Here is a 23,500-nt window from a genome sequence, read left to right as displayed (position 1 = left end):
GGCCCGGCTTGACAGAGGGCCGCACCCGCGACCACGCTGGGTCCGCGAGCACGGCAAGGAGGTGAGACCATGCGCATCGAGCGGATCCTGGGCGACAAGGGCGGCGACGTCGTGACCGTGAAACCCGGTGCCACGGTGGGCGATGCCGCGCGCCTGCTGTCGGAAAAGCGCATCGGCGCGGTGATCGTCTGCGACGAGGACGAGGCCCCTGTGGGCATCCTGTCGGAGCGGGACATCGTGCGCGAACTCGGCCGCAGCGGGCCGGGATGCCTCGACCGGGACGTGGCGTCGATGATGACCGCAACGATCCAGTCCTGCTCTCCCCACGACGGTCTGGACGAGGTGCTGAGCAAGATGACCGAGGGGCGGTTCCGCCATATGCCGGTCATGGCCGGCGACCGCATGGTGGGGCTGGTGTCCATCGGCGACGTGGTCAAGGCCCGGCTGGGAGAGCTGTCCATGGAGCGCGACGCGCTTCAGGGCATGGTGATGGGCCACTGACGCCACCGCGAGGCTTGCGTTCCGGGACGCAATCCCGTTGCCTGCGCGAAACAGGCGAGGGAGGGCGCGGCGATGAGGACGGCACTCTATCCGGGGACGTTCGACCCGGTGACCAACGGCCACCTGGACATCATCAGCCGGGCCTGCCAGCTGGTGGACCGGCTGGTGATCGGCGTGGCGATCAACCGCGACAAGGGACCGATGTTCGAACTGTCCGAGCGCGTCGCCATGATCGAGGCCGAATGCGGCTCCATCGCCGCGCGCACCGGGACGGAGATCTTCGCCCATCCGTTCGAGAACCTGCTGATCGACTGCGCCCGCGACGTGGGCGCGCGGGTGATCGTGCGCGGACTGCGCGCGGTGGCCGATTTCGAGTACGAGTTCCAGATGGTCGGCATGAACCGCGCCCTGGACGACAGTATCGAGACGGTGTTCCTGATGGCCGAGCCGGAGCATCAGGCCGTGGCCTCGCGGCTGGTCAAGGAGATCGCCCGCCTGGGCGGCGACGTGGGTCCGTTCGTCCCCGAAAGCGTTCACCGGGCGCTGAAGGCGCGGCTGGGCGTCCCGGACCGCGCCGTGAAGCGCGCTCTCTAGGTCCCGGGCGGCGGCAAATCGGTGTCCGCGTTGACTTGGCCGCCGCCGGTCCCATCTGACGGGCGGAGACTTGAGCGACGCCGCCAGGAGATCCGATGTCATCCATGCCCATCGCCCTTGCCGGGATCGGCAAGATCGCCCGTGACGAACATATCCCGGCGCTGAACGACAGCCCCGACTGGCATCTGGCGGCCACGATCAGCCGCAATGCCGAGGTCGAGGGCGTCCGCGCCCATGAAGATATGGACGCTTTCCTTGCCGATCCCGGCGACATCCGCACGGTGTCGCTGGCGCTGCCGCCGGCGCCGCGCTTCGCCTATGCCAAGAAGGCCATCGCCGCCGGTCTGAACGTGATGCTGGAAAAGCCGCCCGCCACGACGCTGGGCGAATGCCGGATCCTGCAGGACATGGCCCGCGATGCGGGCGTCACGCTCTATGCCAGCTGGCATAGCCGGATGGGCGCGGCCGTGGAGGAGGCGGCGCGGCGCCTTCGGGGTGCCGCGCTGCGCCGGCTGCATGTGGACTGGCGGGAGGATGTGCGCCAGTTCCATCCCGATCAGGACTGGGTGTGGGAGGCGGGAAACCTAGGCGTGTTCGACCCGGGCATCAACGCGTTCTCGATCCTGGTGGCGATCCTGGACGGGCGGGTGCACCTGACCCGCGCCGAGATGGTGGTGCCGGACGGGCGCGAGACGCCTATCTCCGCCGATCTGGAATTCGGCCACGGCGACGGGGCGCGGGTTTCGGCGCGGCTCGACTGGGGCCACAAGGGCGCGCCGGTCTGGAACATGGAGATCGAGACCGACCGCGAGAGCTTCGTGCTGACCCGCTCCGGCACCGGCATAGACGACGGGCAGGGTGAGATCGACCTGGGCGGTGAGACAGCGGAATACGCGCTTGTCTATGCGCGTCTGGCCGAGCTTGTCCGCGGATCCGGGAGCGACACGGACCTGCGGCCCCTGGAGATGGCGGCGGATGCGTTCCTGCTGGCGTCGCGCAGCATCGGGCCGCCGTTCGAGTGGTAGCTTGCGGTCCCCCCGGCACCGGATGTATGGCGGTCTGCGGGGGCGATTAGCTCAGTCGGTAGAGCGTCTCGTTTACACCGAGAATGTCGGCGGTTCGAACCCGTCATCGCCCACCATCCGCACCCGTCATCCCAAAGAGTCCGACGGTCCGTCACGCGACGTCGCAGACGGCCGGCCCTTGCGGCGCGGAATGTCTTGTGACAATCGGTCACGGGCCTCTTTCACGACTCGCGGGTGACGCTAGGTAACTCTCCCGCGACGGGTTCTATAACGTACCGAAGGGGATATACGGCCGCTGCGACGCCATCGCACAGCGATAACTCCAATAAAGTTCTTTATCGAAGGACGTTCCGCCTGCTATGAACTCCCCTAGGGGTTGCAAATTGGATGCTAATGTTCACGGCATCCACGTTACGGTGAGTGAGCGATGATATATAACATGAGAGGACGTGTCCTTTGCGAGGACACGGTTCAGGATCTGATTGTCCGGCAACTGGCGACGATCGATGCGCTGCTGGAACCGATGTCGGACGAGGATCGTGCCGATGCTGAGATCGCGCTTGCGGCCAGCCTGTGCGAGCGGAGCGCGTATCGCAACGCGCGCCGCTGGCCGTCCGAGCGGATCGGGCAACTGATTGGCGTCGCGGCCAAGTTGCAAAGATTGATGCCGGGCGTGCGGCGCTGTTTTGACTGAGCGAATTTCCCTGATCCGGTCCTTTGTCGCTTGACGGGTCTGGAGGGGGTGCATAGAACGCCGCTCACGTTCGCAATGGGCGGTTGTAGCTCAGTTGGTTAGAGTACCGGCCTGTCACGCCGGGGGTCGCGGGTTCGAGCCCCGTCAACCGCGCCACCATTGCCCCGGACGTCGCTACGCGGTTGTAGCTCAGTTGGTTAGAGTACCGGCCTGTCACGCCGGGGGTCGCGGGTTCGAGCCCCGTCAACCGCGCCACCTCTCGCCCCGTCCGCCCCCGGTTGTCCGCCAGATGCGGCACGACAGGTCACCGGAGGCACTGCGGGCGGTGCCGCACGTCCGACATGTAGCGCAGGCCGGGTTCGGGCACGTCCCCGGGGCAGGAACGGGTGGCCACGCGCGTGCCGCTCCGGTTATCGCCGGCAGGCCACGCCATCTGCGCAATCCGTCCGGACGGCGGTCTCTTCCTCGGTCAGAGGGGGGCCGGTGAATCGCAGGTGATACCGCGCGCCGATGTCGGAAATGGTGTCGAAGTCTTCCGGGATCTGATAGCCGCCCGTGGCCATGTCGGAGAAGAACTCCTCGAACCCGCCGGGCGACAGGATCACCAGGTGCCGTGAGGGCCCGTCCGCCGAGACCCGGAACGTATGTTCGGCGCCGCAGGGGATGTGAGCGGATTCCCCCGGGCCGCGCTCGACCACCGTGCCGTCGAGCCAGAAGAACACCCGGCCCGACAGGATCACGAAGGTCTCATCCGCGTCTTCATGAACGTGCCGCGGCGGCCCCATCGAGGCGGGCGTGACGCTGTCCACGATCGAAAGGGATCCCGACCCCTCCCCAGCGGCCAGAATCGTCTTGTAGCTCGTGCCGAGCCATTCCACCGTGTCCGGACCCAGTATGTGGTCTTGCAATCGATCCTCCGCACAGCTTCTTGCGCCTGCATTGCTGCAGTCGCAAACAACTTAGCCGAGATTAAGACGGCTGTTAAATTCATTGATCGTATAGTACGTATCGGCTCCATGAATTTCGCCAGTTTCGACCTGAATCTGTTGCGCGTTCTCGACGCGCTTTTGCGCGAGGGCTCAACCGTGCGGGCGGCGACCCGGCTGGGCCTGTCCCAGCCCGCCGTGTCCGCCGCGCTGGGGCGGCTGCGCCACGCGCTGGACGACCCGCTGTTCCACCGCCACGGCAACCGCCTGGAAGCCACCGATTTCGCGGTCTCGCTGACGCTACCGATTCGCGATGCGCTGGAGTCGCTCGAATCGCTCCTCGATGGTCCGAAGCCGTTCGAGCCGGAGACCGCCGAGGCCACGTTCCGCCTTTCGGGCAGCGATTTCTTCGCCGAGATGCTGATGCCGGGGCTGGCCGCCGACCTGGCCGCCCGGGCGCCCGGCATCCGGGTGCAGCTGGTCGACCTGGTGCCCGACAGCTACGTGGACACGCTCGACCGCTACGAAGTCGATCTGGCGCTGATCCCGCAGACTTCCTATCCCGACTGGGTAGACCACCGGCCGCTGTTCTGGTCGGCGTTCGCCGCCATCGCCCGGGTCGGCCATCCGGCGCTGGCGCGGGCGCAGGTGGCTCCGGGAGGGGTCATCCCGCTCGACCTCTTTTGCGAGCTGGGACATGTGCTGTTTTCCCCGGAAGGACGGCTGGAGGCCATGGGCGACGCAGCGCTTGCCAAGGTCGGACGCAGCCGGCGCGTGGCGATGACCCTGCCGGTCTTCTCGGGCGTCTACCGCGCGGTCGCGTCGTCGGAGCTGATCGCGCTGATCCCGGTCCAGCTGGCCCATGCGGTGGCCGAGAAGGCCGGCATCTCGGTCTATGCGGCGCCCATGGACGTCTCGCCGCCGCGCATCGACATGGTCTGGCACCGCCGCTCCACCCGCTCGCCCGCCCATCGCTGGATCCGCGAGCAGATCGTCGCGGCGATGGAGCCGATCGGCGATCCCGCCATGCCGCTGGTCTGATCGGCCGCCCGGAGGAAGATCGCATGCCGACGACGGGGCTCTCCCGCGCCTCCGGGTCATGCGATGCCTTGCCGGCAGCGATGCGCCCCGCCGGGGGGTCGCCGATCGCTCCGGCCCTCCGCTCGCGCTGCGGGCGTGATCGGCGGCGACGCCCCACCGGGGCGTCGCTGATCGCCCCGGCCCTCCGCTCGCGCTACGGGCGTGATCGGCGGCGACGCCCAACCGGGGCGTCGCTGATCGCCCCGGCCCTCCGCTCGCGCTACGGGCGTGATCGGCGGCGACGCCCCACCGGGGCGTCGCTGATCGCCGATCACCCGTCGAAATTCACCTCTTCGACCAGGCGGAGCGCGTCGCCTCGGTGCGCGGCGATGGCGGCCAGGTCGGTGTCGTCCGGCGTGATGTCGCCCCAGCTTTGCACCAGATCGGCCGGTGGAGTGTCCGGATCGGCGGGATACTCGTACACCGCCTCGGCATAGATCTTCTGGGCCTCGGGCGACGCGAGGTACTCCATGAACGCCTTCGCGTCCTCCCGGTTGGGGGCATTCGCGGCCATCGCCACGCCGGAGACGTCCACATGGGTGCCGCCGTCCTCGAACTGCGGAAAGGTCACCCGCACCGAATTGGCCCATTCGGCCTGCTCGGGATCCTCCAGCATCGCACCCATGTAATAGGTGTTGCCCAAAGAGATGTCGCATTCGCCGGCCCAGATCGCCTTGACCTGCGCGCGGTCGTTGCCTTCGGGGTCGCGCGCCAGGTTGTCCTTGACCCCCTGCAGCCAGGTCCTGGTCTCTTCCTCGCCGCGATGCTCGATCATCGCCGCGACCAGTCCCAGCGTGTAGGGATGGGTCCCGGAGCGCGTGCAGATGCGTCCCTTCCACTTCGGATCGGCCAGATCCTCATAGGTGGTGATCTCTCCCTCTGCCACGCGGTCCTTGCTGGCATAGACGATGCGGCCGCGGGTGGTGACGCCGTACCAGTAGCCGTCCGGGTCGCGCAGGGTCGCGGGGATGTTGTCGGAAAGCGCGCCGCCTTCGACCGCCTGGAGGACGCCGGCCTCCTTGGCGTTGATCAGCCGGCCGCTGTCCACGGTCAGGATGATGTCGGCCGGACTGCGCGCGCCTTCGGCCTGCAACCTCTCCACCAGACCCTTGTCCACATAGGCGACATTGGTGTCGATCCCGGTCTCTTCGGTGAACCCGTCCAGGATCGGCTGGATCAGTTCCGGCTGGCGGTAGGAGTAGATGTTGACCTCGGCCAAGGCGGGCAGGGCGGTTGTGGCCGCCAGCGTGGCGGCAATAAGTGTGCGCATCGGGGAGCCTCTCGGGGTTGCGTCTTCGATGGGGCCGAAAGAACCTGAGTTTTTTGGTCGGGTCAATACCTGACTGGGAAGGTCGGATTATTCGCCCCGCTCCGACCGCTTTGCGGCGTCCCAGGCGGCGTCCATTTCGGCCAGGCTCGCCTCCTCCGGGCGCGTTCCGGCGGCGGCCAGCGTGGATTCGACCGCGCCGAATCGCCGCACGAACTTGTCGTTGGCGGCGCGGAGGGCGGTTTCGGGATCCACGCCCAGATGCCGCGCCAGGTTCACGAGAGAGAACAGCAGATCGCCCATCTCCTCTGCCGTCCTGGTCGGGTCCTGGCTCTCGCGGGCCTCCGCCAGCTCGGCCGACTCCTCTGCGATCTTGTCCAGGACCCGGGCGGCGTCGGGCCAGTCGAACCCGACCCGGGCGGCGCGTTTCTGCAGCTTCTCGGCGCGCATCAGCGCGGGAAGGGCAAGGGCCACCCCGTCCAGGGCGCCGGTGTCCCGGCGCGCGGCCCGTTCCCGGGCCTTCTCCGCCTCCCAGTCGGCGGTCTGCTGGGCCGCGCTCTTGTCGCGCGACTGACCGCCGAACACATGCGGGTGGCGGGCGATCATCTTGTCGGTGACGGTCGCGACCACGTCGTCCAGGTCGAAGGCGCCGGCCTCCTCGGCCATGCGCGCATGGAACACGGACTGGAACAGCAGATCGCCCAGCTCTCCCTTCAGGTCGGCCATGTCGGCGCGCGCGATCGCGTCGGCGACCTCATAGGCCTCTTCGATCGTGTAGGGGGCGATGGTGGCAAAGCTCTGCTCCACGTCCCACGGGCACCCGCCGGCGGGATCGCGCAGCCGGGCCATCACGGCGCGCAGCCGGTCGAGGCCCTCCGGCACGGAAAAGATCGGATCCTGCGGGTCGGTCATGGGATGGGTTTGGCGCGCGGCGCGCTATATGTCCACTGCCCGAAGGGAGCTGCCATGAAGATCCTGCTCATCCTCCTCATCCTGCTGGCCATCGCGCTGGCGGCGGTCATGATCTGGGCGCGCGGGGTGTCCCCGGACCCCGAGCGGCTGTCCCGGCCGGAGACGATGCCGGTCACCGGCGACTACCCCGAACCCGGCGGGTTCACCGCCGTGCGGGACGCTCCCGACGGCACGCTGGAGCGTCTGGACGCCATCGCGCGGGCCACTCCGCGCACCGAGCGCGTGGCGGGCGGCCCCGAAACCGGACACACCGCCTATGTGACCCGCACCGCCGTCATGGGGTTCCCCGACGTGACCCATGTCTGGCGCGAGGGCGATCGGATCGCCGTCTCGGCCCATCTGGTGGTGGGCAGGTCGGACATGGGGGTGAACCGCCGGCGGGTCGAGGACTGGCTATCGCAGGCCGGGATCGACTGAGGAGATGGCGCAGGGCAGGCCGGTGTCGCGCCAGATGGGCACGTTCAGCGACATCTCGCACAGGCCGGTGAACCGGCGCTGCCCGATGCGCAGGCAGGCGGTCTGGCGCAGTTCCACGCGCCGGCCGTCGGTATCGGTGCAATAGCAGTCGGCCGGCGCCACCGGCGCCATGGCCTGCGCGGTGAGCAACTGGGCGGCGACAAGGGCGGCAGGAAGCGGCATGGGCGGATGCTACCACAGTCCGGCGGCTTGACCAGAGCGCGCGTTCGGGCAAGGAAGCCGCGATGATCCCCACCGACCGCCTGCATCAGATCACCGAACGTTTCGAGTATCTCGAGGCCGCCATGGCGGAGGGCGGCGACGCGCGCGACCTGGCCCAGCTTGGCCGCGAATACGCAGAGCTTCGCCCCGTGGTCGCCGTGGCGCGGGACTGGCAAAGCCTCACCGAAGAGATCGCCGCGACCGAGGCGATGCTGGCCGATCCGGAGATGCGCGCCCTGGCAGAGGACGAGCTGCCGCGCCTGCGCGACCGCCTGGAGGAGATGGAAGAGCGGCTGCGGCTGGCGCTTCTGCCCCGCGACGCTGCCGATGCGCGGCCCGCGATCCTGGAAATCCGGCCCGGCACGGGCGGCGAGGAGGCGGCGCTTTTCGCAGCCGATCTGATGCGCATGTACCAGCGGTTCGCGGAACGGCAGGGCTGGCGGTTCGAGGTGATCGAGCAGCAGATGAGCGAGCTGGGCGGCCTGCGCGAACTGGTGGCCAACATCCGCGGCGACGGCGTCTTCGCGCGGATGAAGTTCGAATCCGGCGTGCACCGGGTCCAGCGGGTGCCGGCGACCGAATCGGGCGGGCGGATCCACACCTCGGCCGCGACCGTGGCGGTGCTGCCGGAGGCCGAGGACGTGGACGTGGCCATCGACGCGAACGACATCCGAATCGACACGATGCGCGCCAGCGGGGCCGGTGGGCAGCACGTCAACACCACCGATTCCGCCGTCCGGATCACCCATCTGCCCACCGGGCTGGTCGTGACCAGTTCCGAGAAATCCCAGCACCGCAACCGCGAGATCGCCATGCAGGTGCTGCGCGCGCGGCTCTTCGACATGGAGCGCAGCCGCGCGGCGACCGAACGCGCCGACACGCGCAAGGCGCAGGTCGGCTCCGGCGACCGGTCCGAACGGATCCGGACCTACAATTTTCCGCAGGGCCGGCTGACGGACCACAGGATCAACCTGACGCTCTACAGGCTGGACCAGGTGATGCAGGGCGACCTGGCCGAGGTGGTGGACGCGCTGGTGTCAGAGGATCAGGCCGCGCGGCTGGCCGATCTGGGCGCATGAGCGTCCGCATGGCGCTGGCGCGGGGCCGGGCGGCGCTGCCGGGATCCGCGGCGGTGCGGGACGCGCGGCTGCTGCTGGCCCATGCCGCGGGCCTGCCCGGCGACGGGCTGCACCGGCTGGCGGACGCGGACGTGAGCCCGGCGCTGCTGGCGCGCTACGACGCGCTGCTGGCCCGGCGCCGGGGCGGCGAACCGGTCGCGCGCATCCTTGGCCGGCGCGCCTTCTGGACGCATGTGTTCCGCATCACGCCGGAGGTGCTCGACCCCCGCCCGGAGACGGAGACGCTGGTCGCCCTGGCGCTGGAGGATCCGTTCGAAAGGGTGCTCGACCTGGGCACCGGTTCGGGCTGCATCCTGGTCAGCCTTCTGTCTGAGCGGCGGGCCGCCACCGGGCTGGGGACGGACCTGTCGGACGGCGCGCTGGCCGTGGCACGGGACAATGCGCGGCGCGCCGGGGTCGGCGACCGCGCCGCGTTCCAGAGGGCCGACTGGACGGCCGGGCTGGCGGGACCGTTCGACCTGGTGGTGTCGAATCCCCCCTATATCGCCGGGGACGAGATGGCGGACCTGCCGCCGGAGGTCCGCGACCACGATCCGGCCATGGCGCTCACACCCGGGGATGACGGGCTGCTGGCCTATCAGGCCATCGCGGCGGGGGTGCCGGGCCTGCTGTCTCCCGGCGGCCGCTGCCTGGTCGAGATCGGCTGGACGCAGGGCCGGGCCGTGGCGGCGATCCTGGCGCGGGCCGGCTTCGCCGAAGTGGCGGTCCACCCGGATCTGGACGGCCGGGACCGGGTCGTGGCGGGCCTCTGGCCGGGTCCGCCCGCAGCCTGAAAAGCGCCCCGCGCGCCGATCTGCGCCGAAATGCCGACAATTGCCACGAATCGGCTTGCCAAACATGGGAACACATGGTCTCACGGTAGGTGCAGAGGGTGAAACGCCAGTCGGGCGCTCACCTCAGGCACTGCCAGAACATGCCCTGCCGAACGGTCGCACACCCTGCGGGCCGAGGCGGCAAGGGGCTGTCATTAGCCACGACAAAACCCGGAACATACTCCGACATGCGATCTTCCAACAAACGCTCGCGGTCAAAGAGCAGCCGCAACCGTCCCTCATCCGGCGGCAATATCGTCAACCGGGTCTTCGACAGCTCCGGTCCGGAGGGCAAGGTGCGCGGCACGCCGCAGCAGATCATCGACAAGTACAACCAGCTGACCCGCGATGCGCAGCTTTCCAACGACCGCGTGGCGGCAGAGAACTTTGCCCAGCACGCCGAGCACTACACGCGGATGCTGGCCGAGGCGCAGCGTGAGATGGATCAGCGGCGCGACCAGCACGACAACCAGAACCGCGACCGCCAGCAGGGCGGGCAGCAGTCAGGTCAGCACGATGGCCCCTCTGCGCAGGACGGCTCTGACGGACAAGGGCGCGGCGACGGGGACAATCGGCCCCGCTCCGGCCAGGACGGCTCTGGCGGCGGCGCCGGGGATCAGGGCGGTCGCGGCAGAGATGCGCGGCCCGGTCAGGACGACGCCGGTGACGGACGCGGGCGGCAGGCCCGCGGCCGCGGGCGCTCTGTCGGCGACGGTCCCATGCAGGGCGCGGAGACCGAGTCGGAGGCTCCGGCCGGACCGCCGAAGCGCCCCCGCCGCGCGCCGGCGAAAAAGCGCGACGACGACGTGATCGACACCTCAGACGACACCGACGACATCCTTGTCGAGACACCGGAGAGCCCGTCGCGGCGGCGCCGGTCGCCCAGGGCAAAACCGGATGCGTCAAGCGACGGCGACGGCGACGACACGGACGGCAGCAAGGACGACGGCGACGGACGGACCCAGGCCGCCGAATAGGCCTGGTTCCGGCGCGGGGGACAGCGCCGAACGGCTGTCCGGTCCCAGACCGAACGGGAACGACGCGACGGCGCGCGGCAGGGAGGCCGGGCGTTTCGGCGTGGATTGCGTGGTACGGACGGGCCGGAAAAGTCCCGCGTCTTGGGTCGGCTCGCCCGCTTGGTCTCAAGGACCGGGACGTTTTCCGAGATTTTCGACGCGCACCGGCATTTATACCTGGCGGCGGGCCGACTTGCGCGCATGGCGGAGCGCCCCTGCGATCCTCGGCCGGACCATCGGATCAAGGAACAGCCGGTGCTGCTCTACATCCGGGCAGCGGGGCAGGAAACGTCGCGCCCGCGTGTTGCCGCCCGAGAGAGAGCGGCGGATCGTGCGCCACGCACGGGACACACCGGTGCGACGGCCACAGAGAATTCCATCGAGGTTCCGGAAACGCCGCTGAAAGGTCTGCTGCGTCGCATCCCGCGTCGTACCAGGGAACCATGTGACCGTAGATTTGCCCGGCGTCGGACCCTGCTACATGAAGCCCAGTTCCAGACGTGCCTCATCCGACATCATGTCCATGCCCCAGGGCGGATCCCAGGTGATCTGTACATCGACCTGGCTGACCCCCTCGACGGGTTCGACCGCCTCGGCCAGCCAGCCCGGCATCTCCCCGGCCACCGGACAGCCCGGTGCCGTCAGGGTCATGGTGATGCCGACCTCGTTCGCCTCATTGATCTCTATCGTGTAGACCAAACCGAGGTCGTAGATATTCACAGGGATTTCCGGGTCGTAGACCGTGCGGCACGCTTCTACGATCCGCTCGTGCAGAGGATGGTCGGTGGAGGAAGGCTGGATCAGCGGCGTCCCCTCCAGCTGGTCGGTCTGAGACATCTGGCGTTTCCCGCTTTTGGTCGAACCCGTTCGACAAGGCTGAGTGTTTAGATAGGGATTCGCGGCGCCGTCGTCTACCCGGCCGAGACGGATGCGCCCGGGGCCCCGTCCATGTCGTCCAGCGATCCCTGAGGCAATACGGGGTTCCCCGTTTCCTCCTCCAGCGCCTGCGCGGCGGTCAGGATCGCCTCTCGGACACGGCATTCGGTCGCCCATGTCTGGTTGGGGTCATCGACCGGGAACTGGAAACGCGCGACGATCCCGAAGGCGTCCTGGCTGAGGATCACGACCGTGCAGCCGCTGCGATCGGTCACGAACTCATCCTCTTTGCAGATCGTCATGAAGCGGTCGCGCAGGGCGTCGATGTCGGCGCGCTGGGCAAGCGTGATCTCTGCGCTGCAGATCATGCTCGCGTCGACAAGCGACCAGCTTTCGAACGTGTCCGACAGGAAGTAGCTCACCGGAACCACGAGCCGGTTCGCGTTCCATTTCTTGAGCTGGACATAGGTAAAATGGATGCGCTCGACAGTGCAGAACTGGCCTTCGAAAATGATCTGATCGCCAATCCGCGCCGAACGGTTCAGAGAGATCTGCAAGGATGCCAGGATATTGCCCAGGATATGCTGGGCCGCAAAACCGACGATCAACGTGACCGCGCCGGCAGAGGCCAGAAGCGAGAAGCCCAGAGAGCGGAACACGTTCGCCGAGGCGAGCACGATTCCGGTACCGATCAGGACTCCGCCGACCATGAGGACGCGTCGCGCGCCTGTCATGAGCGTCGCCTGGGCGCGGACGGTGGAATTGTCGGGATCGGCAAGGTTGTCCGCGTCGAATGTCACGATCCGGTCGAGCGCGGTGTCGAGCAGCGTCATGGCGAACAGCATCACCGCGACCACGTAGCCGATCAGCGTCACTGGCGTCAGAATCGACGCGACGGTGCCCGAGACGGTGAAGATCTTCAGTGCGGCGACGAGGACCACGGTGGTGGTTACGATCAGGATCGAAGGCCAGCGGATCGCGCGGAGCGCGGTGCGGGACCAGTATCCGCTGGCCCTGCGGGCAAGGCTGCGGAATAGCAGGAAGGTGATCCGACCGGCGAATCCGGCAAGTATCAGGGTAATCGGCAGGCCGATGGTCTCGAACACCCGGGTTCCGAGGATCGTCTTTTGGACCAGCCAATTCGGAAGGGCCTGTTCGAAACGAGACGGACCGTAAAGTGCGTAGAGCGCGGGGATCTGGCTTACCGTCCGGCGCGAGAACACCCAGACCGGATCGCCGTCCCCGGGGCGGATGCGGTTCAGGCGGATGGCGGCCTCACTGTCGCCCTTCTCTAGGATGCCGATCAGGAGCGAACGGCGCGGCTCGCCAGCCAAGGCGGCCGAACTGCTTTGGGCCGCGTCAAGCGCGTCCGGCCGTTCCAGAAGCGCGCTGTAGGACAGGATCGCCCGCCGCTTCAGCACGACAGCGAACTTGGTGGCCAGTTCCGCTCCGCGCGCGGCCTGCGCATCGGGCGGGATCTCCGACAGGTCCAGAACGTGGGCCGCGTCCTCGGGCCGATCATCGGCGATGGCGTCCAGAAAACTTTCCACGGCGCCCTGCGGCGTCCGGATGCTCATGTCGTCGGGAAGCGGACCCAGCCCGGTGTTCAAAGCCTCGACCGGGAACCAGGTTCCGGGCGGGCCGGATTGGTCCTGAGCCGCCGCCGGGACGGCGAGGGCGAGGGCGACAACGAAGATCAGAAAGCGCAAACCCATCATGACCGCCAATATGGGGCACATGGTGTATGTGTCCCGCGCTATTCGGACGGGGCCGTCTGCTAAGGGGGTCGCGCAGGGTTCGGCGGGGGAGGGAGCAGAGGTCAGGCGGTGCGGCCCGGCCGGACAGTCGGGCACCGGATGTGCGTGTACGGGCAGAGTGAGGCGGACCATGGGCGCAACCCCTCAACCCCGGCTTCCGCGCAGCGGCGCCATGCACCGCGACGCACTGGCCGCGTGCGGCATGCCGGCGGACCGGGGGGCGCCGTCCGGTCGGAGGCGACCGCACGGACGGGGCGGGGCGGTTATTCGGCGGCGCTGCGGGCCCGGGGCTTGCGGACCGGGGCAGGGCGGGCGCGCTTCTCGATCATCTCGCAAAGCGCCGCGGCGAGGTTCTTTCCCGAGGCCGCCTCGGCGCCCTCCAGACCGGGGGAGGAGTTGACCTCCAGCACCTTGGGGCCGGTCTCGGACCGCAAGAGGTCCACGCCCGCGAACCCCAGCCCGAAGGCGCGGGCGGCGCGCTGGGCCGTGTCGCGCTCGGTCCGGGTGATCTTTACCCGTTTGGCCGTACCGCCCATGTGCAGGTTCGACCGGAACTCTCCCGGTGCGGCGGTGCGCTTTATCGCGGCCTCCACGCGGCCGTCCATGACGATGCAGCGGATGTCCTCTCCGGCGGCCTCCTTGACGAATTGCTGGACCAGGAAATCCGCCTGCAGGCCGCGGAAGGCGGTGATGACGCTTTCGGCGGCCTTCTTGGTCTCTGCCAGCACCACACCGCGCCCATGGGTCGATTCCAGGAGTTTCACGATGACCGGGGGGGGGCCGGCCAGGTTCATCAGGTTGGCCGTATCCTTGGGCGAAGAGGCGAAGGCGGTCTGGGGCATGCCGATCTTCTTGCGGGCCAGCACCTGATGGGCGTGGAGCTTGTCGCGGCTGGCGGTGATTCCGGCGCTGCCGTTCAGGCAGAACGTGCCGATGGTTTCGAACTGGCGGACGATGGCGGTGCCGTAGGGGGTGATCGAGGCTCCGATACGCGGGATCACCGCGTCGAAGCGGGGCAGGCGCTGGCCGTCGTAGTGGATTTCCGGCGCCAGCGGGTTCAACGTCATGTAGCAGCGCAGCGTGTCGATCACCTCGACCACATGGCCGCGCCGCTCGCCCTCTTCCACCATGCGGCGGGTGGAATAGGCGTCGGGCTCGCGGCTGAGAACGGCGATGCGAAGGGCGCGGACAGGACCGGGGTCGCGCCCGCGGGTCGAGGAATAGGCGTCATAGCCGATCTGCGGCTGGCAGAAGCTTTCCTGCGGTGCGATGACCGCATCCTCCGGGATCGCGGTGCGGCCCAGCAGCATCCGGTAGGCCATGGCGCCGCGATCGGTCAGCGTCACCTCCACGGGCCAGATGCTGTCGCCCATCTTCATGCGGGTCTCTATGACGTAGCGCAGCTCGCTTTCGCCGTTGGAGGACGTGACCTCTCGCCGGTCCTTGACGGGGGCGGAGCAGGGGATCGCAAGATCGGGGCGCGACGGCACCGGATACATCATGAACCGCACTTTCGGCGCGGAGGCGGGGCCGAAGGGCTCGATCTCGAAGGCGTGCAGGGCGGAGGTCCGCGCGCCGGTATCCACCTTCGCCTTGAGCGCGGGCAGCCCCAGATCCGGCAGGGACAGCCATTCCTCCCAGCCCAGACGCAGCGGTTCGCTCATGACATTCCTCCCTTGCGGCCATGCACCGTTTGGCACGGGGACTGGCGGGATGCAAAGACACGATCAGGTCCGCCGCGCCCGTTCCAGAACGAAGACGCGGATGGCGGAGGCAAGGCCGACACCGGGCGCGCGGGCGGCGTCGATCTCTGCGGCAAGGGCGTTGATCGGGCGGCCCTCCGCGGCGGCGATGCGGCGGAACTCTGCCCAGAATGCGTCCTCCAGCGATACGCTGGTGCGATGGCCCTTGAGCGTGAGGGAGCGTTTCTGCGGGCGTCCGGTCACGGCTCTCGCTTGTGCGCGTCCAGCGCGGCGCGGATCTTGCGGACCTGCGCCTCGGCGCGGTCGCGCTCTGCGCGGCTGAGGCCGTGGGCCGCGGCGTTCGCGTCGGCCTGCTTGCGCGCCTGCTCCCTGGCGCGGGCCTTGCGGACGTGGTTGAGATTGATCGGTCCGCTCATGGTATTCTCCGCTTTGGCAAGAGGGTCGCGGCTTGTCGTGGTGTTCCGCCCCCCGGGTCGGTCCCAAGGGCAGACCGGGCCGCAGGTCCCGTCGGCGCTCGATGGTCCCCTTTCCGGGCGACCGTGTCCAGACCGCCCGCCCGCCGGGCGCCGGGCCGCCCGTCAGTCCCGGGGGCCGATCATGTCCTCCGGGCGGACGACCTTGTCGAATGTCTCTTCGTCGACGAAGCCGAGTGCCACGGCCTCCTCGCGCAGCGTGGTGCCGTTCCTGTGCGCGGTCTTGGCGACCTTGGTGGCGTTGTCGTAGCCGATGGTCGGCGCCAGCGCCGTCACCAGCATCAGGCTCTCGCGCATCAGCTTGCCGATCCTCTCCTCGTTGGCCTTGGTGTCCTTCAGCATCCGGGTGGTGAAGCTGTCTGCGGCCTGGCCCAGAAGCGTCATGGATTGCAGCAGGTTGTAGGCCATCATGGGGTTGTAGACGTTCAGCTCGAACTGACCCTGCGATCCCGCGAATGAGATTGCGGCGTCGTTGCCCAGGATATGCGCGCAGACCTGGGTCATCGCCTCTGCCTGCGTGGGGTTGACCTTGCCGGGCATGATCGAGCTGCCGGGCTCGTTCTCCGGCAGGATCAGCTCTCCCAGGCCAGAGCGCGGGCCGGATCCCAGAAGGCGCATGTCGTTGGCGATCTTGTAGCAGGCCATGGCCGTGGTCTTGATGGCGCCGTGCATGAACACCATGGCGTCATGGGCGGCGAGCGCCTCGAACTTGTTCGGCGCGGTGACGAAGGGCAGGCCGGTGATCGTCGCCATGCGCGCGGCCACGTCCTCGGCCCAGCCTTTCGTCGTGTTGAGTCCGGTGCCGACCGCCGTGCCGCCCTGCGCCAATTCGTGGAGCCCCGGCAGCGCCAGCTCGATCCGGTGGATTCCGTTCCTGACCTGCTGCGCGTAGCCCGAAAACTCCTGTCCCAAGGTCAGCGGCGTGGCGTCCTGGGTGTGGGTGCGGCCGATCTTGATGATGTCGGCGAAGGCCTCCGCCTTGGCCTCCAGCTCATCGGCCAGCATGGTCAGGCCGGGCAGGAGGGTGTCGCGCACCGTCGTCGCGGCGGCGATGTGCATGGCCGTGGGAAAGGTGTCGTTGGAGGACTGGCCCATGTTGCAGTGATCGTTCGGGTGAACCGGATCCTTGGAGCCGACCTGCCCGCCAAGGATCTCGATCGCGCGGTTGGCGATCACCTCGTTGGCGTTCATGTTGGACTGGGTGCCGGAGCCGGTCTGCCACACCACCAGCGGAAAGTTGTCGTCCAGCCTGCCGGAGATGACCTCATCCGCCGCCTCGACGATCGCGTCGGCAAGACGCGCGTCCAGCTTGCCGCTGTCCCTGTTGGCCTGGGCGCAGGCCTTCTTGATGACACCCAGGGCGCGGACGATGGCGACGGGCTGCCGTTCCCAGCCGATCGGGAAGTTCAGGATCGACCTCTGGGTCTGCGCGCCCCAGTACTTGTCTGCGGGAACCTCGAGCGGGCCGAAGCTGTCGGTCTCTGTGCGGGTGTCGGTCATGCTGTCGTCCCTGTCGTATGAGGCCTATGGCCCGTCGCCGGGGATTTGGCACGCTGCGCGGAGCCTGTCCACCGGGCGCCCTCCGCCGACACGGATCTACTTGCGGAACTTGTCGAGGGAGACGATCTCTGCGTCCTTCTTCCCGGCGTCGGGTGCCGTGTCCGACATCGGATCCTCGTCGTCGATCTCGATCATCTGGGCGGCCGGGGCGTCGCCATCCTGGCTTTTGAAGTGCAGGCCGAATTCGACGGACGGGTCCACGAAGGTCCGGAGCGCGTCGAAGGGGATATAGAGCGGTTCGGGACTGTCGCCGAAGTTCAGCGTGACCGAGAACCCGTCGGTGCCGACGTCCAGGTTGTCGTACCAGTGCTGCATCACCACCGTCATCTCTCCCGGGTAGCGGTCGGACAGCCAGTCGGCGATCTCAACGTCCGGGTGCATGGTGTCGAAGGTGATGAAGAAGTGGTGCTCGCCCGGCAGGCCCTTGGCCTGTACGTCCGACAGGACCTTGCGGATCAGGCCGCGCATGGCGGCGTGCATCAGGTTTCCGTAGTCGATCGTGCGGTCCATGAACGTCTCATCCGGAAGGTGCGCCCGTTCCGACCATGCAGCCTTCCGGGCGGAATGGAAAGACCCGGCCTTCGGCGGACGTAAGGACAAGATGTCTATGCTTGTCTCAACGCTGCCGCGGTTCGTTCCCGGTTTGGTCCCAGATCGGCGCGAGAATGAGGGCGTGGCGCATGTCGGTGCCCGCCGGATTCGGCGGCCGCCGGGTTCAGAGTGGTTTGTGTCGCGCCCGAAAGTGTTGCCGGGCCTCTCAGGCGAGGCTCGGCAACCACAGCACGATGGACGGGAAGGCGACCAGCGTGGCGATGGTGATCGCGTCGGCGATGAAAAACGGGGTGACCCCCTTGAACACGTCCTGGACGGATATGTCCGGGTGAACCCCCGCGACGACGAAGCAGTTCAGCCCGATGGGCGGGGTGATAAGGCAGAACTCCGCCATCTTCACCACCAGGATGCCGAACCAGATCGCGGCCATGGTGCCGTTCATCCCGAACGCCGAGTCCGCGGCCGTCACGTCCACCCCGCCGTTGAGCGCCATGACCGCCGGATAGACCACCGGCAGCGTCAGCAGCAGCATCCCGATCGCGTCCATGAACATCCCCAGGACCGCATAGGCCAGCAGGATCAGGACCAGCGTCATCAGCGGCGGTTGGTCCAGTCCGGTGATCCAGTCGGAGAACGCGCCCGGAAGGTCGGCGAATCCCAGGAAGCGGACGTAGATCAGCACGCCCCAGATGATGGTGAAGATCATCACGCTGAGCTTGGCCGTCTCGATCAGCGCCTCCTTCAGTTCGGTCCAGCGCATCCCCCGCCAGAGCGCCATGAGGAATACGATGAACGCGCCGACCGCACCGCCTTCGGTGGGGGTGCCCCAGGCCGACCCCCCGAACGGGTTGTAGACGAAGAAGATGATGACCACGACCACCGCAAGGATCGGCAGCGCCGGGGGGAGGGCGGCGAAACGCTCGCGCCAGGTGAACCCCGAGACCGGCGGCCCGAAGCCCTTGATGGTGAGCGCAAGGCCGACGATGAGAACGGCGTAGATGAGCGCGGACACGACCCCGGGGATGAATCCCGCCAGCAGCAGCATTCCCACGTCCTGCTCGACGATGATGGCGTAGATCACCAGGATCGCAGAAGGGGGGATGAGCGAGGCGAGCGTGCCGCCCGCCGCCACCACGCCGGCGGCGAAGCGCTTGTCGTAGCCGATCTTCAGCATCTCCGGTATGGCGATGCGGGCAAAGACTGCCGCGGTGGCGACCGACGCGCCCGACACGGCCGCGAAACCGGCGGTGGCGAACACGGTCGAGACCGCCAGCCCGCCCGGCACCCACGCGAACCAGCACTTGGCGGCTTCGAACATCGCCTTGGTCAGTCCCGCGTAATAGGCCAGAAACCCGATCAGCACGAAGGTCGGGATCAGCGACAGGGCCTGGCTGGCGACCTTGCCCTGCGGGATCTGGCCCGCGGTCTTGACGGCGACGGTGATCGCCCAGCCGAATTCTTCGGGCGCATAGCCCTTCTTGTCCCAGAACACCCAGATCAGCCCGACCAGGCCGGCGAACGCCGCGGCGAACCCGACGCGCATCCCCAGCACCACCAGCAGCAACAGACCGCCGGTGACCCAGAGCCCGATGTCGATCGTGCTCAAGAGCGCTCCTCCAATGCGTCGGCCTCTGCCCGTGCGATCTCTGCCGCGGACATGATCAGGGGCACGGCGACGGGGCTTTCGTCACCCCGGACGAACGCGCGCCCATAGGCCCAGAGCTGCAGCATCAGCCGCAGCGCCAGCAGCGCGAAGGACAACGGCACCACCAGCTTGGCCGGCCAGATCGGCAGTCCGATGTCGATGGTGGAATCGCGGCTCCAGTTGGTGGCCGCGAAGTCGAAGCTGCGGTCGAAATGCGCCCAACTGCCCCAGATCAGCAGCACGATAAGGACAAGGACGCAGAGCGTGGTCACGAATTCGGCCAGCCAGAGCGCCCGTCCGGACAGTTGCCCGACGACGATATCCATGCGGATATGGCCGCCGGTGCGCATGAGGTAGGACACGCCGAGAAATGCGATGAACGGCATGGCCAGCTCGATCCAGTCGACATATCCCGACAGCGGCCGATTGAAAAACTGCCGACCTGAGACCGAGACGACGGCCATCACCATCAGGCCGAATACGGCGATGCCGGAGGTCAGGGCCAGTACCCTCTCGATGCGGCACAACCGCCGATCCAAGCGCGAGATCGCGCTGTCGTCTTCCAGTACGGATGCGGCGCCGGCCATCGCGTTCCCCTCGTCGTCGGATGCGCCGGGGCGGCGGACGCCCCGGCGGATGGATCAGCTTCCGTTCTTGCTGTCTTCGATGGTCTTGGTCACCAGGTCATAGAGCTCCTGACCCGGAAGGCCGCTGGCGGTCGCCTCCTCGATCCAGGCCTTGTGGACGCCATCGGTGGCGTCGCGGAACTTCTGCAGCTCCCCTTCTGCGATCTCGACCTTCTGGACCTCCTTTTCGGCCAGGATCTCATCCCAGCGCGCCAGCAGTTTCGCGTAATTGGCCAGGTAGTAGTCGATCGCCTCGTCCACGGAGCTGTCCAGTGCCTCCTTGTTTTCCGGCGACAGCGACTCGTAGGCGTCGATGTTCACCACCACCGGGCAGTTCACCGTCCCGGGGTTGAGGTTCGCGGTCCACCAGTCGGCCTCGTTGATGGTGCCGTAGCTCAGATGCGCGTGCTGGGCGAAGGCGGCGGTGTCTATGACGCCCGACTGCATGGCCTGGTAGACTTCGGTGGCCGTCATCGATGTCGGCACCGCGCCCACGGCGGCGAAGGCGTCGCCCAGACCTCCGGTGGCGCGCACCCGCATCCCATCGAACTCGCTCAGCTCGTCCCGGGGCTCACCGGTGCCGACGATGTTGTACTGCGGCATCGGCGACGGCATGAGCAGCTTGGCGTTCCATTGCTCCATTTCCTTGGCCACGGCAGGGTTGGCATAGACGGCATTGGACACGGCGACCTCCTGCTCCAGCGTCTCGACGCCCAGGAACGGCAGTTCCAGAACGGTGATCGCGCGGTTCTTGTCGGCGTGATAGCCGGCACAGAACTGCGCCATCTCGAACGCGCCGATGGAGATCCCGTCCAGGTTCTCGGTGTTCTTCGACAGCCCGCCGTAGGAGATGTTGATGGTGAACGCGCCGTCGGTCTTTTCCTCCACCAGCTCGGCGATCTTCTCGACATGCTCGGTAAAGGCCCGGCGCTTGCCCCAGAGCGAGGCGTTCCATTCCACGGCGACGGCTTCGGTGGCGAAGGCGGTGGCAAAGGCGCACAGGGCCAGGCGGCCCGTCAGATTGGTCATTGTGTAGTCCTCCCGATGCGGATCTTGCCCGTGGCAGATCGATTCTCACTGCGGGCCATGATGACCAGAGTCGCGCTTGCCGCAACAGCATTCCGGCAGGGCGCCGCAGCTTTCCGCCCGAACCCCTTGAACAACCGTGTTTTGTCTTGGGTTGCCCGGCGCAGACGCGCGGGCAGATCCGCCGGAACGTGCGGAATTCCGCATGGATCCGGCCGGCGGGCACGCCAGAGACCGCTTTCCTTCCAGGCCGCCCCATGAGATAGGGACGCGCCAAACGATGCCTCCCAAGGAGACCCCCATGGAGATTCGCGAGGCCTTCACGTTCGACGATGTGCTCCTCCAGCCGGCCGCCTCCAGCGTGCTGCCCTCCACCGCGGACACGCGAACGCGGGCGACCAGGGCGATCTCTCTCAACGTTCCGCTGCTGAGCTCGGCCATGGACACGGTAACGGAGGCGCGCATGGCCATCGCCATGGCCCAGGCCGGCGGCATCGGCGTCATCCACCGCAACCTGTCCGTCCAGGAGCAGTCCGATGAGGTGCGCCGCGTGAAGCGGTTCGAGAGCGGGGTGGTCTACAAGCCGATCACCCTGACGGAAACGCAGACCCTAGCCGACGCGAAGGCTCTGCAAGAGCGGTTCCGCGTCACCGGCTTTCCGGTGGTGGACGGCGCGGGGCGCGTCGTGGGCATCGTCACCAACCGCGACATGCGGTTCGCCAGCGACGCCGACACGCCGGTCTCTGCGATGATGACGCGGGACAATCTGGCGATCCTGACCGAACCCGCCGATCTGGACGAGGCCAAGACCCTGATGAAGGCCCGGCGGATCGAGAAACTGCTGGTCACGGACCGGCAGGGCAAGCTGACCGGGCTGTTGACCCTGAAGGACAGCGAACAGGCGGTGCTGAACCCCGCCGCCTGCAAGGATCCGCTGGGCCGTTTGCGCGTCGCGGCTGCGACCACCGTCGGCGATGCCGGGTTCGAGCGGTCGGAGGCTCTGGTGGATGCGGGCTGCGACATCGTGGTGATCGACACGGCGCACGGTCACTCCGAGGGCGTCGCCGAGGCCGTCCGGCGGGCCAAGCGGATCTCGAACGAGGTTCAGATCATCGCCGGCAACGTGGCCACCTCGGACGGCGCGCGGGCGCTGATCGACGCCGGGGCGGATGCGATCAAGGTCGGGATCGGGCCTGGCTCCATCTGCACGACGCGGATGGTGGCGGGCGTGGGCGTGCCGCAGCTGACCGCGATCATGGACGCGGTGGCGGGCGCGGGGGACGTTCCGGTGATCGCCGACGGCGGCATCAAGTTCTCCGGCGACTTCGCCAAGGCCATCGCCGCCGGGGCGTCCTCGTGCATGGTCGGCTCGATGCTGGCCGGGACGGACGAAAGCCCGGGAGAGGTGATCCTGTACCAAGGACGGTCGTACAAATCCTATCGCGGGATGGGATCTCTGGGTGCCATGGCGCGGGGGTCCGCGGACCGCTATTTTCAGAAGGACGCGGCGTCTGACAAGCTGGTGCCGGAGGGGATCGAGGGCCAGGTGCCCTACAAGGGCGCGGCCGGAGCGGTGATCCATCAGCTTGTCGGCGGGCTGCGGGCCGCGATGGGCTATACCGGCTGCGCGACGGTGGAGCGGATGCGGACCGGATGCCGCTTCGTGCGGATCACGAACGCGGGGCTGATGGAAAGTCACGTCCACGACGTCCAGATCGTCCGGGAATCGCCGAACTACAGGATGGGATAGGGCCGCGGGGTTTCGGCGCCGAACCCTGTGCGGCCTCATCTTCGCGGACCGCCGATGTACGGGATCGGCGCTCGGCGCAAGCCGACACGGTTGGGCACGCAACCCGCGTTATGGCGGTCCGTGCGCTCGGGGCAGTTCCGCGGTGCACGATACCGTTGCCCGGACCGATCCACCGAACGGCTGTCCGGAGAAAGCGTCTTTCCCCTCAGCCGACCGCCCCCCTTCGGAAAAACAGGGGACAGGGCGCGGGGGGGGCGCCTACCCAGCCGTACTGTGTGCTTTCACCGGGTTTGTCACCGGAAGAGACCGGAAGTCCGGCTCCTATCCGGAATGGTGTGACGTCGGATAAGGTCAGGATAGAGGTGTCGTTTTTCGCCGGAGCTTCCACCAGGCGTGGATTGCCGACCGGCCGACGCGGCGGTCAGGCGGGAAGTGTTCGGCCACGGCGTTTGCGACCTGCGCGAACGTCATGTGGTCGATCCGGTCGTTGATGAAGGCGCGCGGGTCCGGGTCCTATGTCGATCCGGCGCGGCCGTCGGGATCGGTGCGCGCGCCGGTGCTCCTCGGGCGGTGTGGCGGGCGGGGTGAACGGGGTGTTTCGGGGGCGTCGAACGTCCCGTTCACGGGCGGCGTCGGGCGCGGCCCGGACGGTTGCCAGCGCGGCGGCGGCGTCGTCCACGGYCGCGAGSGCCGCAGGCCGTGCGCCGGAGCCGTCGGGGCGCCAGGCAACGCGYGGAKCCGTCGGGGGCCGCGGCGGTCATCCGCGGCGCGCCTCGGCCCGGCCGTCCGCGCGGCTGCCCTTGCAGGACATCGAGCGCCATTCCGGGC

24 protein-coding genes and 3 tRNA genes are annotated in these 23,500 nt (G+C 68.0%); 13 read left to right on the top strand and 14 right to left on the bottom strand.

The annotated features are described in order from the left end of the window. Positions 1–69: 69 nt before the first annotated feature. The 7 genes from KW83_RS12265 to KW83_RS12235 all read left to right on the top strand — a co-directional run bounded on the left by KW83_RS12265 (position 70) and on the right by KW83_RS12235 (position 3,069). Positions 70–501: a CBS domain-containing protein gene (locus tag KW83_RS12265; RefSeq protein WP_036179118.1), complete on the top strand. Its 432-nt coding sequence runs from the start codon at positions 70–72 to the stop codon at positions 499–501. Positions 502–573: 72 nt separating this feature from the next. Further along, positions 574–1,095: a pantetheine-phosphate adenylyltransferase gene (coaD, locus tag KW83_RS12260; RefSeq protein WP_036179116.1), complete on the top strand. Its 522-nt coding sequence runs from the start codon at positions 574–576 to the stop codon at positions 1,093–1,095. 95 nt (positions 1,096–1,190) lie between these two features. Beyond that, positions 1,191–2,120, top strand: coding sequence for a Gfo/Idh/MocA family protein (locus KW83_RS12255; protein WP_327203968.1), 930 nt, complete (start codon positions 1,191–1,193; stop codon positions 2,118–2,120). Between the two features lie 40 nt (positions 2,121–2,160). Further along, a tRNA-Val gene (locus KW83_RS12250) sits at positions 2,161–2,236 on the top strand. A gap of 323 nt (positions 2,237–2,559) precedes the next feature. Further along, a complete protein-coding gene (locus KW83_RS12245; RefSeq protein ID WP_036179114.1) occupies positions 2,560–2,814 on the top strand; it encodes a hypothetical protein in 255 nt (84 codons plus the stop codon). A gap of 79 nt (positions 2,815–2,893) precedes the next feature. Continuing rightward, positions 2,894–2,970: transfer RNA gene (locus tag KW83_RS12240), tRNA-Asp, on the top strand. Positions 2,971–2,992: 22 nt separating this feature from the next. Continuing rightward, a tRNA-Asp gene (locus KW83_RS12235) sits at positions 2,993–3,069 on the top strand. A 155-nt stretch (positions 3,070–3,224) separates the two neighbouring features. Here KW83_RS12235 and KW83_RS12230 read toward each other — a convergent pair. Next, positions 3,225–3,722, bottom strand: a complete 498-nt coding sequence (locus KW83_RS12230) for a cupin domain-containing protein (protein ID WP_051928476.1) — start codon at positions 3,720–3,722, stop codon at positions 3,225–3,227. 108 nt (positions 3,723–3,830) lie between these two features. On the opposite strand from KW83_RS12230, the gene KW83_RS12225 reads away from it, so the two are divergent. Continuing rightward, positions 3,831–4,781, top strand: coding sequence for a LysR family transcriptional regulator (locus tag KW83_RS12225; RefSeq protein ID WP_036179111.1), 951 nt, complete (start codon positions 3,831–3,833; stop codon positions 4,779–4,781). Positions 4,782–5,091: 310 nt separating this feature from the next. Here the strand turns inward: KW83_RS12225 and KW83_RS12220 are convergent, their stop codons facing one another. Both KW83_RS12220 and mazG read right to left on the bottom strand, forming a co-directional pair. Further along, positions 5,092–6,090, bottom strand: a complete 999-nt coding sequence (locus KW83_RS12220; RefSeq protein ID WP_036179108.1) for a Fe(3+) ABC transporter substrate-binding protein — start codon at positions 6,088–6,090, stop codon at positions 5,092–5,094. Between the two features lie 87 nt (positions 6,091–6,177). Continuing rightward, the gene (gene mazG / locus KW83_RS12215) at positions 6,178–6,999 is read right to left on the bottom strand and encodes a nucleoside triphosphate pyrophosphohydrolase (RefSeq protein WP_051928475.1); all 822 of its coding nucleotides are present in this window, start codon (positions 6,997–6,999) and stop codon (positions 6,178–6,180) included. Positions 7,000–7,053: 54 nt separating this feature from the next. On the opposite strand from mazG, the gene KW83_RS12210 reads away from it, so the two are divergent. Then, positions 7,054–7,476 carry a DUF1499 domain-containing protein gene (locus KW83_RS12210; protein WP_036179105.1) on the top strand — a complete coding sequence of 141 codons (423 nt, stop codon included), beginning with the start codon at positions 7,054–7,056 and terminating at the stop codon, positions 7,474–7,476. On the opposite strand, the gene KW83_RS12205 is transcribed toward KW83_RS12210, so the two are convergent. Further along, positions 7,453–7,698 (bottom strand): hypothetical protein, encoded by a 246-nt coding sequence (locus KW83_RS12205; protein ID WP_036179103.1) that lies wholly within the window; start codon positions 7,696–7,698, stop codon positions 7,453–7,455. The two genes, KW83_RS12210 and KW83_RS12205, sit on opposite strands and share 24 nt — an antisense overlap. Before the next feature lie 62 nt (positions 7,699–7,760). Between KW83_RS12205 and prfA the strand changes: the two genes are divergently transcribed. The 3 genes from prfA to KW83_RS19980 all read left to right on the top strand — a co-directional run bounded on the left by prfA (position 7,761) and on the right by KW83_RS19980 (position 10,665). Then, positions 7,761–8,816, top strand: coding sequence for a peptide chain release factor 1 (prfA, locus tag KW83_RS12200; protein ID WP_036179101.1), 1,056 nt, complete (start codon positions 7,761–7,763; stop codon positions 8,814–8,816). Continuing rightward, positions 8,813–9,649: a peptide chain release factor N(5)-glutamine methyltransferase gene (prmC, locus tag KW83_RS12195; RefSeq protein WP_036179100.1), complete on the top strand. Its 837-nt coding sequence runs from the start codon at positions 8,813–8,815 to the stop codon at positions 9,647–9,649. Before prfA ends, prmC begins: the two co-directional genes overlap by 4 nt. A gap of 227 nt (positions 9,650–9,876) precedes the next feature. Continuing rightward, positions 9,877–10,665, top strand: coding sequence for a DUF4167 domain-containing protein (locus KW83_RS19980; protein WP_036179098.1), 789 nt, complete (start codon positions 9,877–9,879; stop codon positions 10,663–10,665). Positions 10,666–11,181: 516 nt separating this feature from the next. Here the strand turns inward: KW83_RS19980 and KW83_RS12185 are convergent. The 10 genes from KW83_RS12185 to KW83_RS12140 form a co-directional block, all read right to left on the bottom strand. Continuing rightward, a complete protein-coding gene (locus KW83_RS12185; protein ID WP_036179097.1) occupies positions 11,182–11,541 on the bottom strand; it encodes an SUF system Fe-S cluster assembly protein in 360 nt (119 codons plus the stop codon). 74 nt (positions 11,542–11,615) lie between these two features. Beyond that, the gene (locus tag KW83_RS12180; protein ID WP_161785493.1) at positions 11,616–13,319 is read right to left on the bottom strand and encodes a mechanosensitive ion channel family protein; all 1,704 of its coding nucleotides are present in this window, start codon (positions 13,317–13,319) and stop codon (positions 11,616–11,618) included. A 281-nt stretch (positions 13,320–13,600) separates the two neighbouring features. Next, a complete protein-coding gene (gene rimK, locus KW83_RS12175) occupies positions 13,601–15,001 on the bottom strand; it encodes a 30S ribosomal protein S6--L-glutamate ligase (protein WP_036179089.1) in 1,401 nt (466 codons plus the stop codon). Positions 15,002–15,064: 63 nt separating this feature from the next. Further along, the gene (locus KW83_RS12170; protein ID WP_036179086.1) at positions 15,065–15,283 is read right to left on the bottom strand and encodes a ribbon-helix-helix domain-containing protein; all 219 of its coding nucleotides are present in this window, start codon (positions 15,281–15,283) and stop codon (positions 15,065–15,067) included. Continuing rightward, positions 15,280–15,456 (bottom strand): DUF4169 family protein, encoded by a 177-nt coding sequence (locus KW83_RS12165; protein ID WP_036179083.1) that lies wholly within the window; start codon positions 15,454–15,456, stop codon positions 15,280–15,282. The genes KW83_RS12170 and KW83_RS12165 overlap by 4 nt, the downstream gene beginning before the upstream one ends. A gap of 162 nt (positions 15,457–15,618) precedes the next feature. After that, positions 15,619–17,013: a class II fumarate hydratase gene (gene fumC / locus KW83_RS12160; protein ID WP_036179082.1), complete on the bottom strand. Its 1,395-nt coding sequence runs from the start codon at positions 17,011–17,013 to the stop codon at positions 15,619–15,621. A gap of 96 nt (positions 17,014–17,109) precedes the next feature. Continuing rightward, the gene (locus KW83_RS12155; RefSeq protein WP_036179079.1) at positions 17,110–17,583 is read right to left on the bottom strand and encodes an SspB family protein; all 474 of its coding nucleotides are present in this window, start codon (positions 17,581–17,583) and stop codon (positions 17,110–17,112) included. Between the two features lie 247 nt (positions 17,584–17,830). Beyond that, entirely contained in the window at positions 17,831–19,231 is a 1,401-nt protein-coding gene (locus KW83_RS12150) for a TRAP transporter large permease (protein ID WP_036179076.1), read from the bottom strand. Then, entirely contained in the window at positions 19,228–19,857 is a 630-nt protein-coding gene (locus KW83_RS12145; RefSeq protein WP_036179073.1) for a TRAP transporter small permease subunit, read from the bottom strand. Before KW83_RS12145 ends, KW83_RS12150 begins: the two co-directional genes overlap by 4 nt. A 54-nt stretch (positions 19,858–19,911) precedes the next feature. Beyond that, the gene (locus KW83_RS12140; protein WP_036179069.1) at positions 19,912–20,925 is read right to left on the bottom strand and encodes a C4-dicarboxylate TRAP transporter substrate-binding protein; all 1,014 of its coding nucleotides are present in this window, start codon (positions 20,923–20,925) and stop codon (positions 19,912–19,914) included. Between the two features lie 298 nt (positions 20,926–21,223). Between KW83_RS12140 and guaB the strand changes: the two genes are divergently transcribed. After that, a complete protein-coding gene (gene guaB / locus KW83_RS12135; RefSeq protein ID WP_036179058.1) occupies positions 21,224–22,672 on the top strand; it encodes an IMP dehydrogenase in 1,449 nt (482 codons plus the stop codon). The last annotated feature ends 828 nt before the right edge of the window (positions 22,673–23,500 follow it).

This window comes from Palleronia rufa (genome assembly GCF_000743715.1).
In the GTDB taxonomy this organism is placed as follows: domain Bacteria; phylum Pseudomonadota; class Alphaproteobacteria; order Rhodobacterales; family Rhodobacteraceae; genus Palleronia; species Palleronia rufa.
This window is presented reverse-complemented; position numbering and strand designations above follow the sequence as displayed.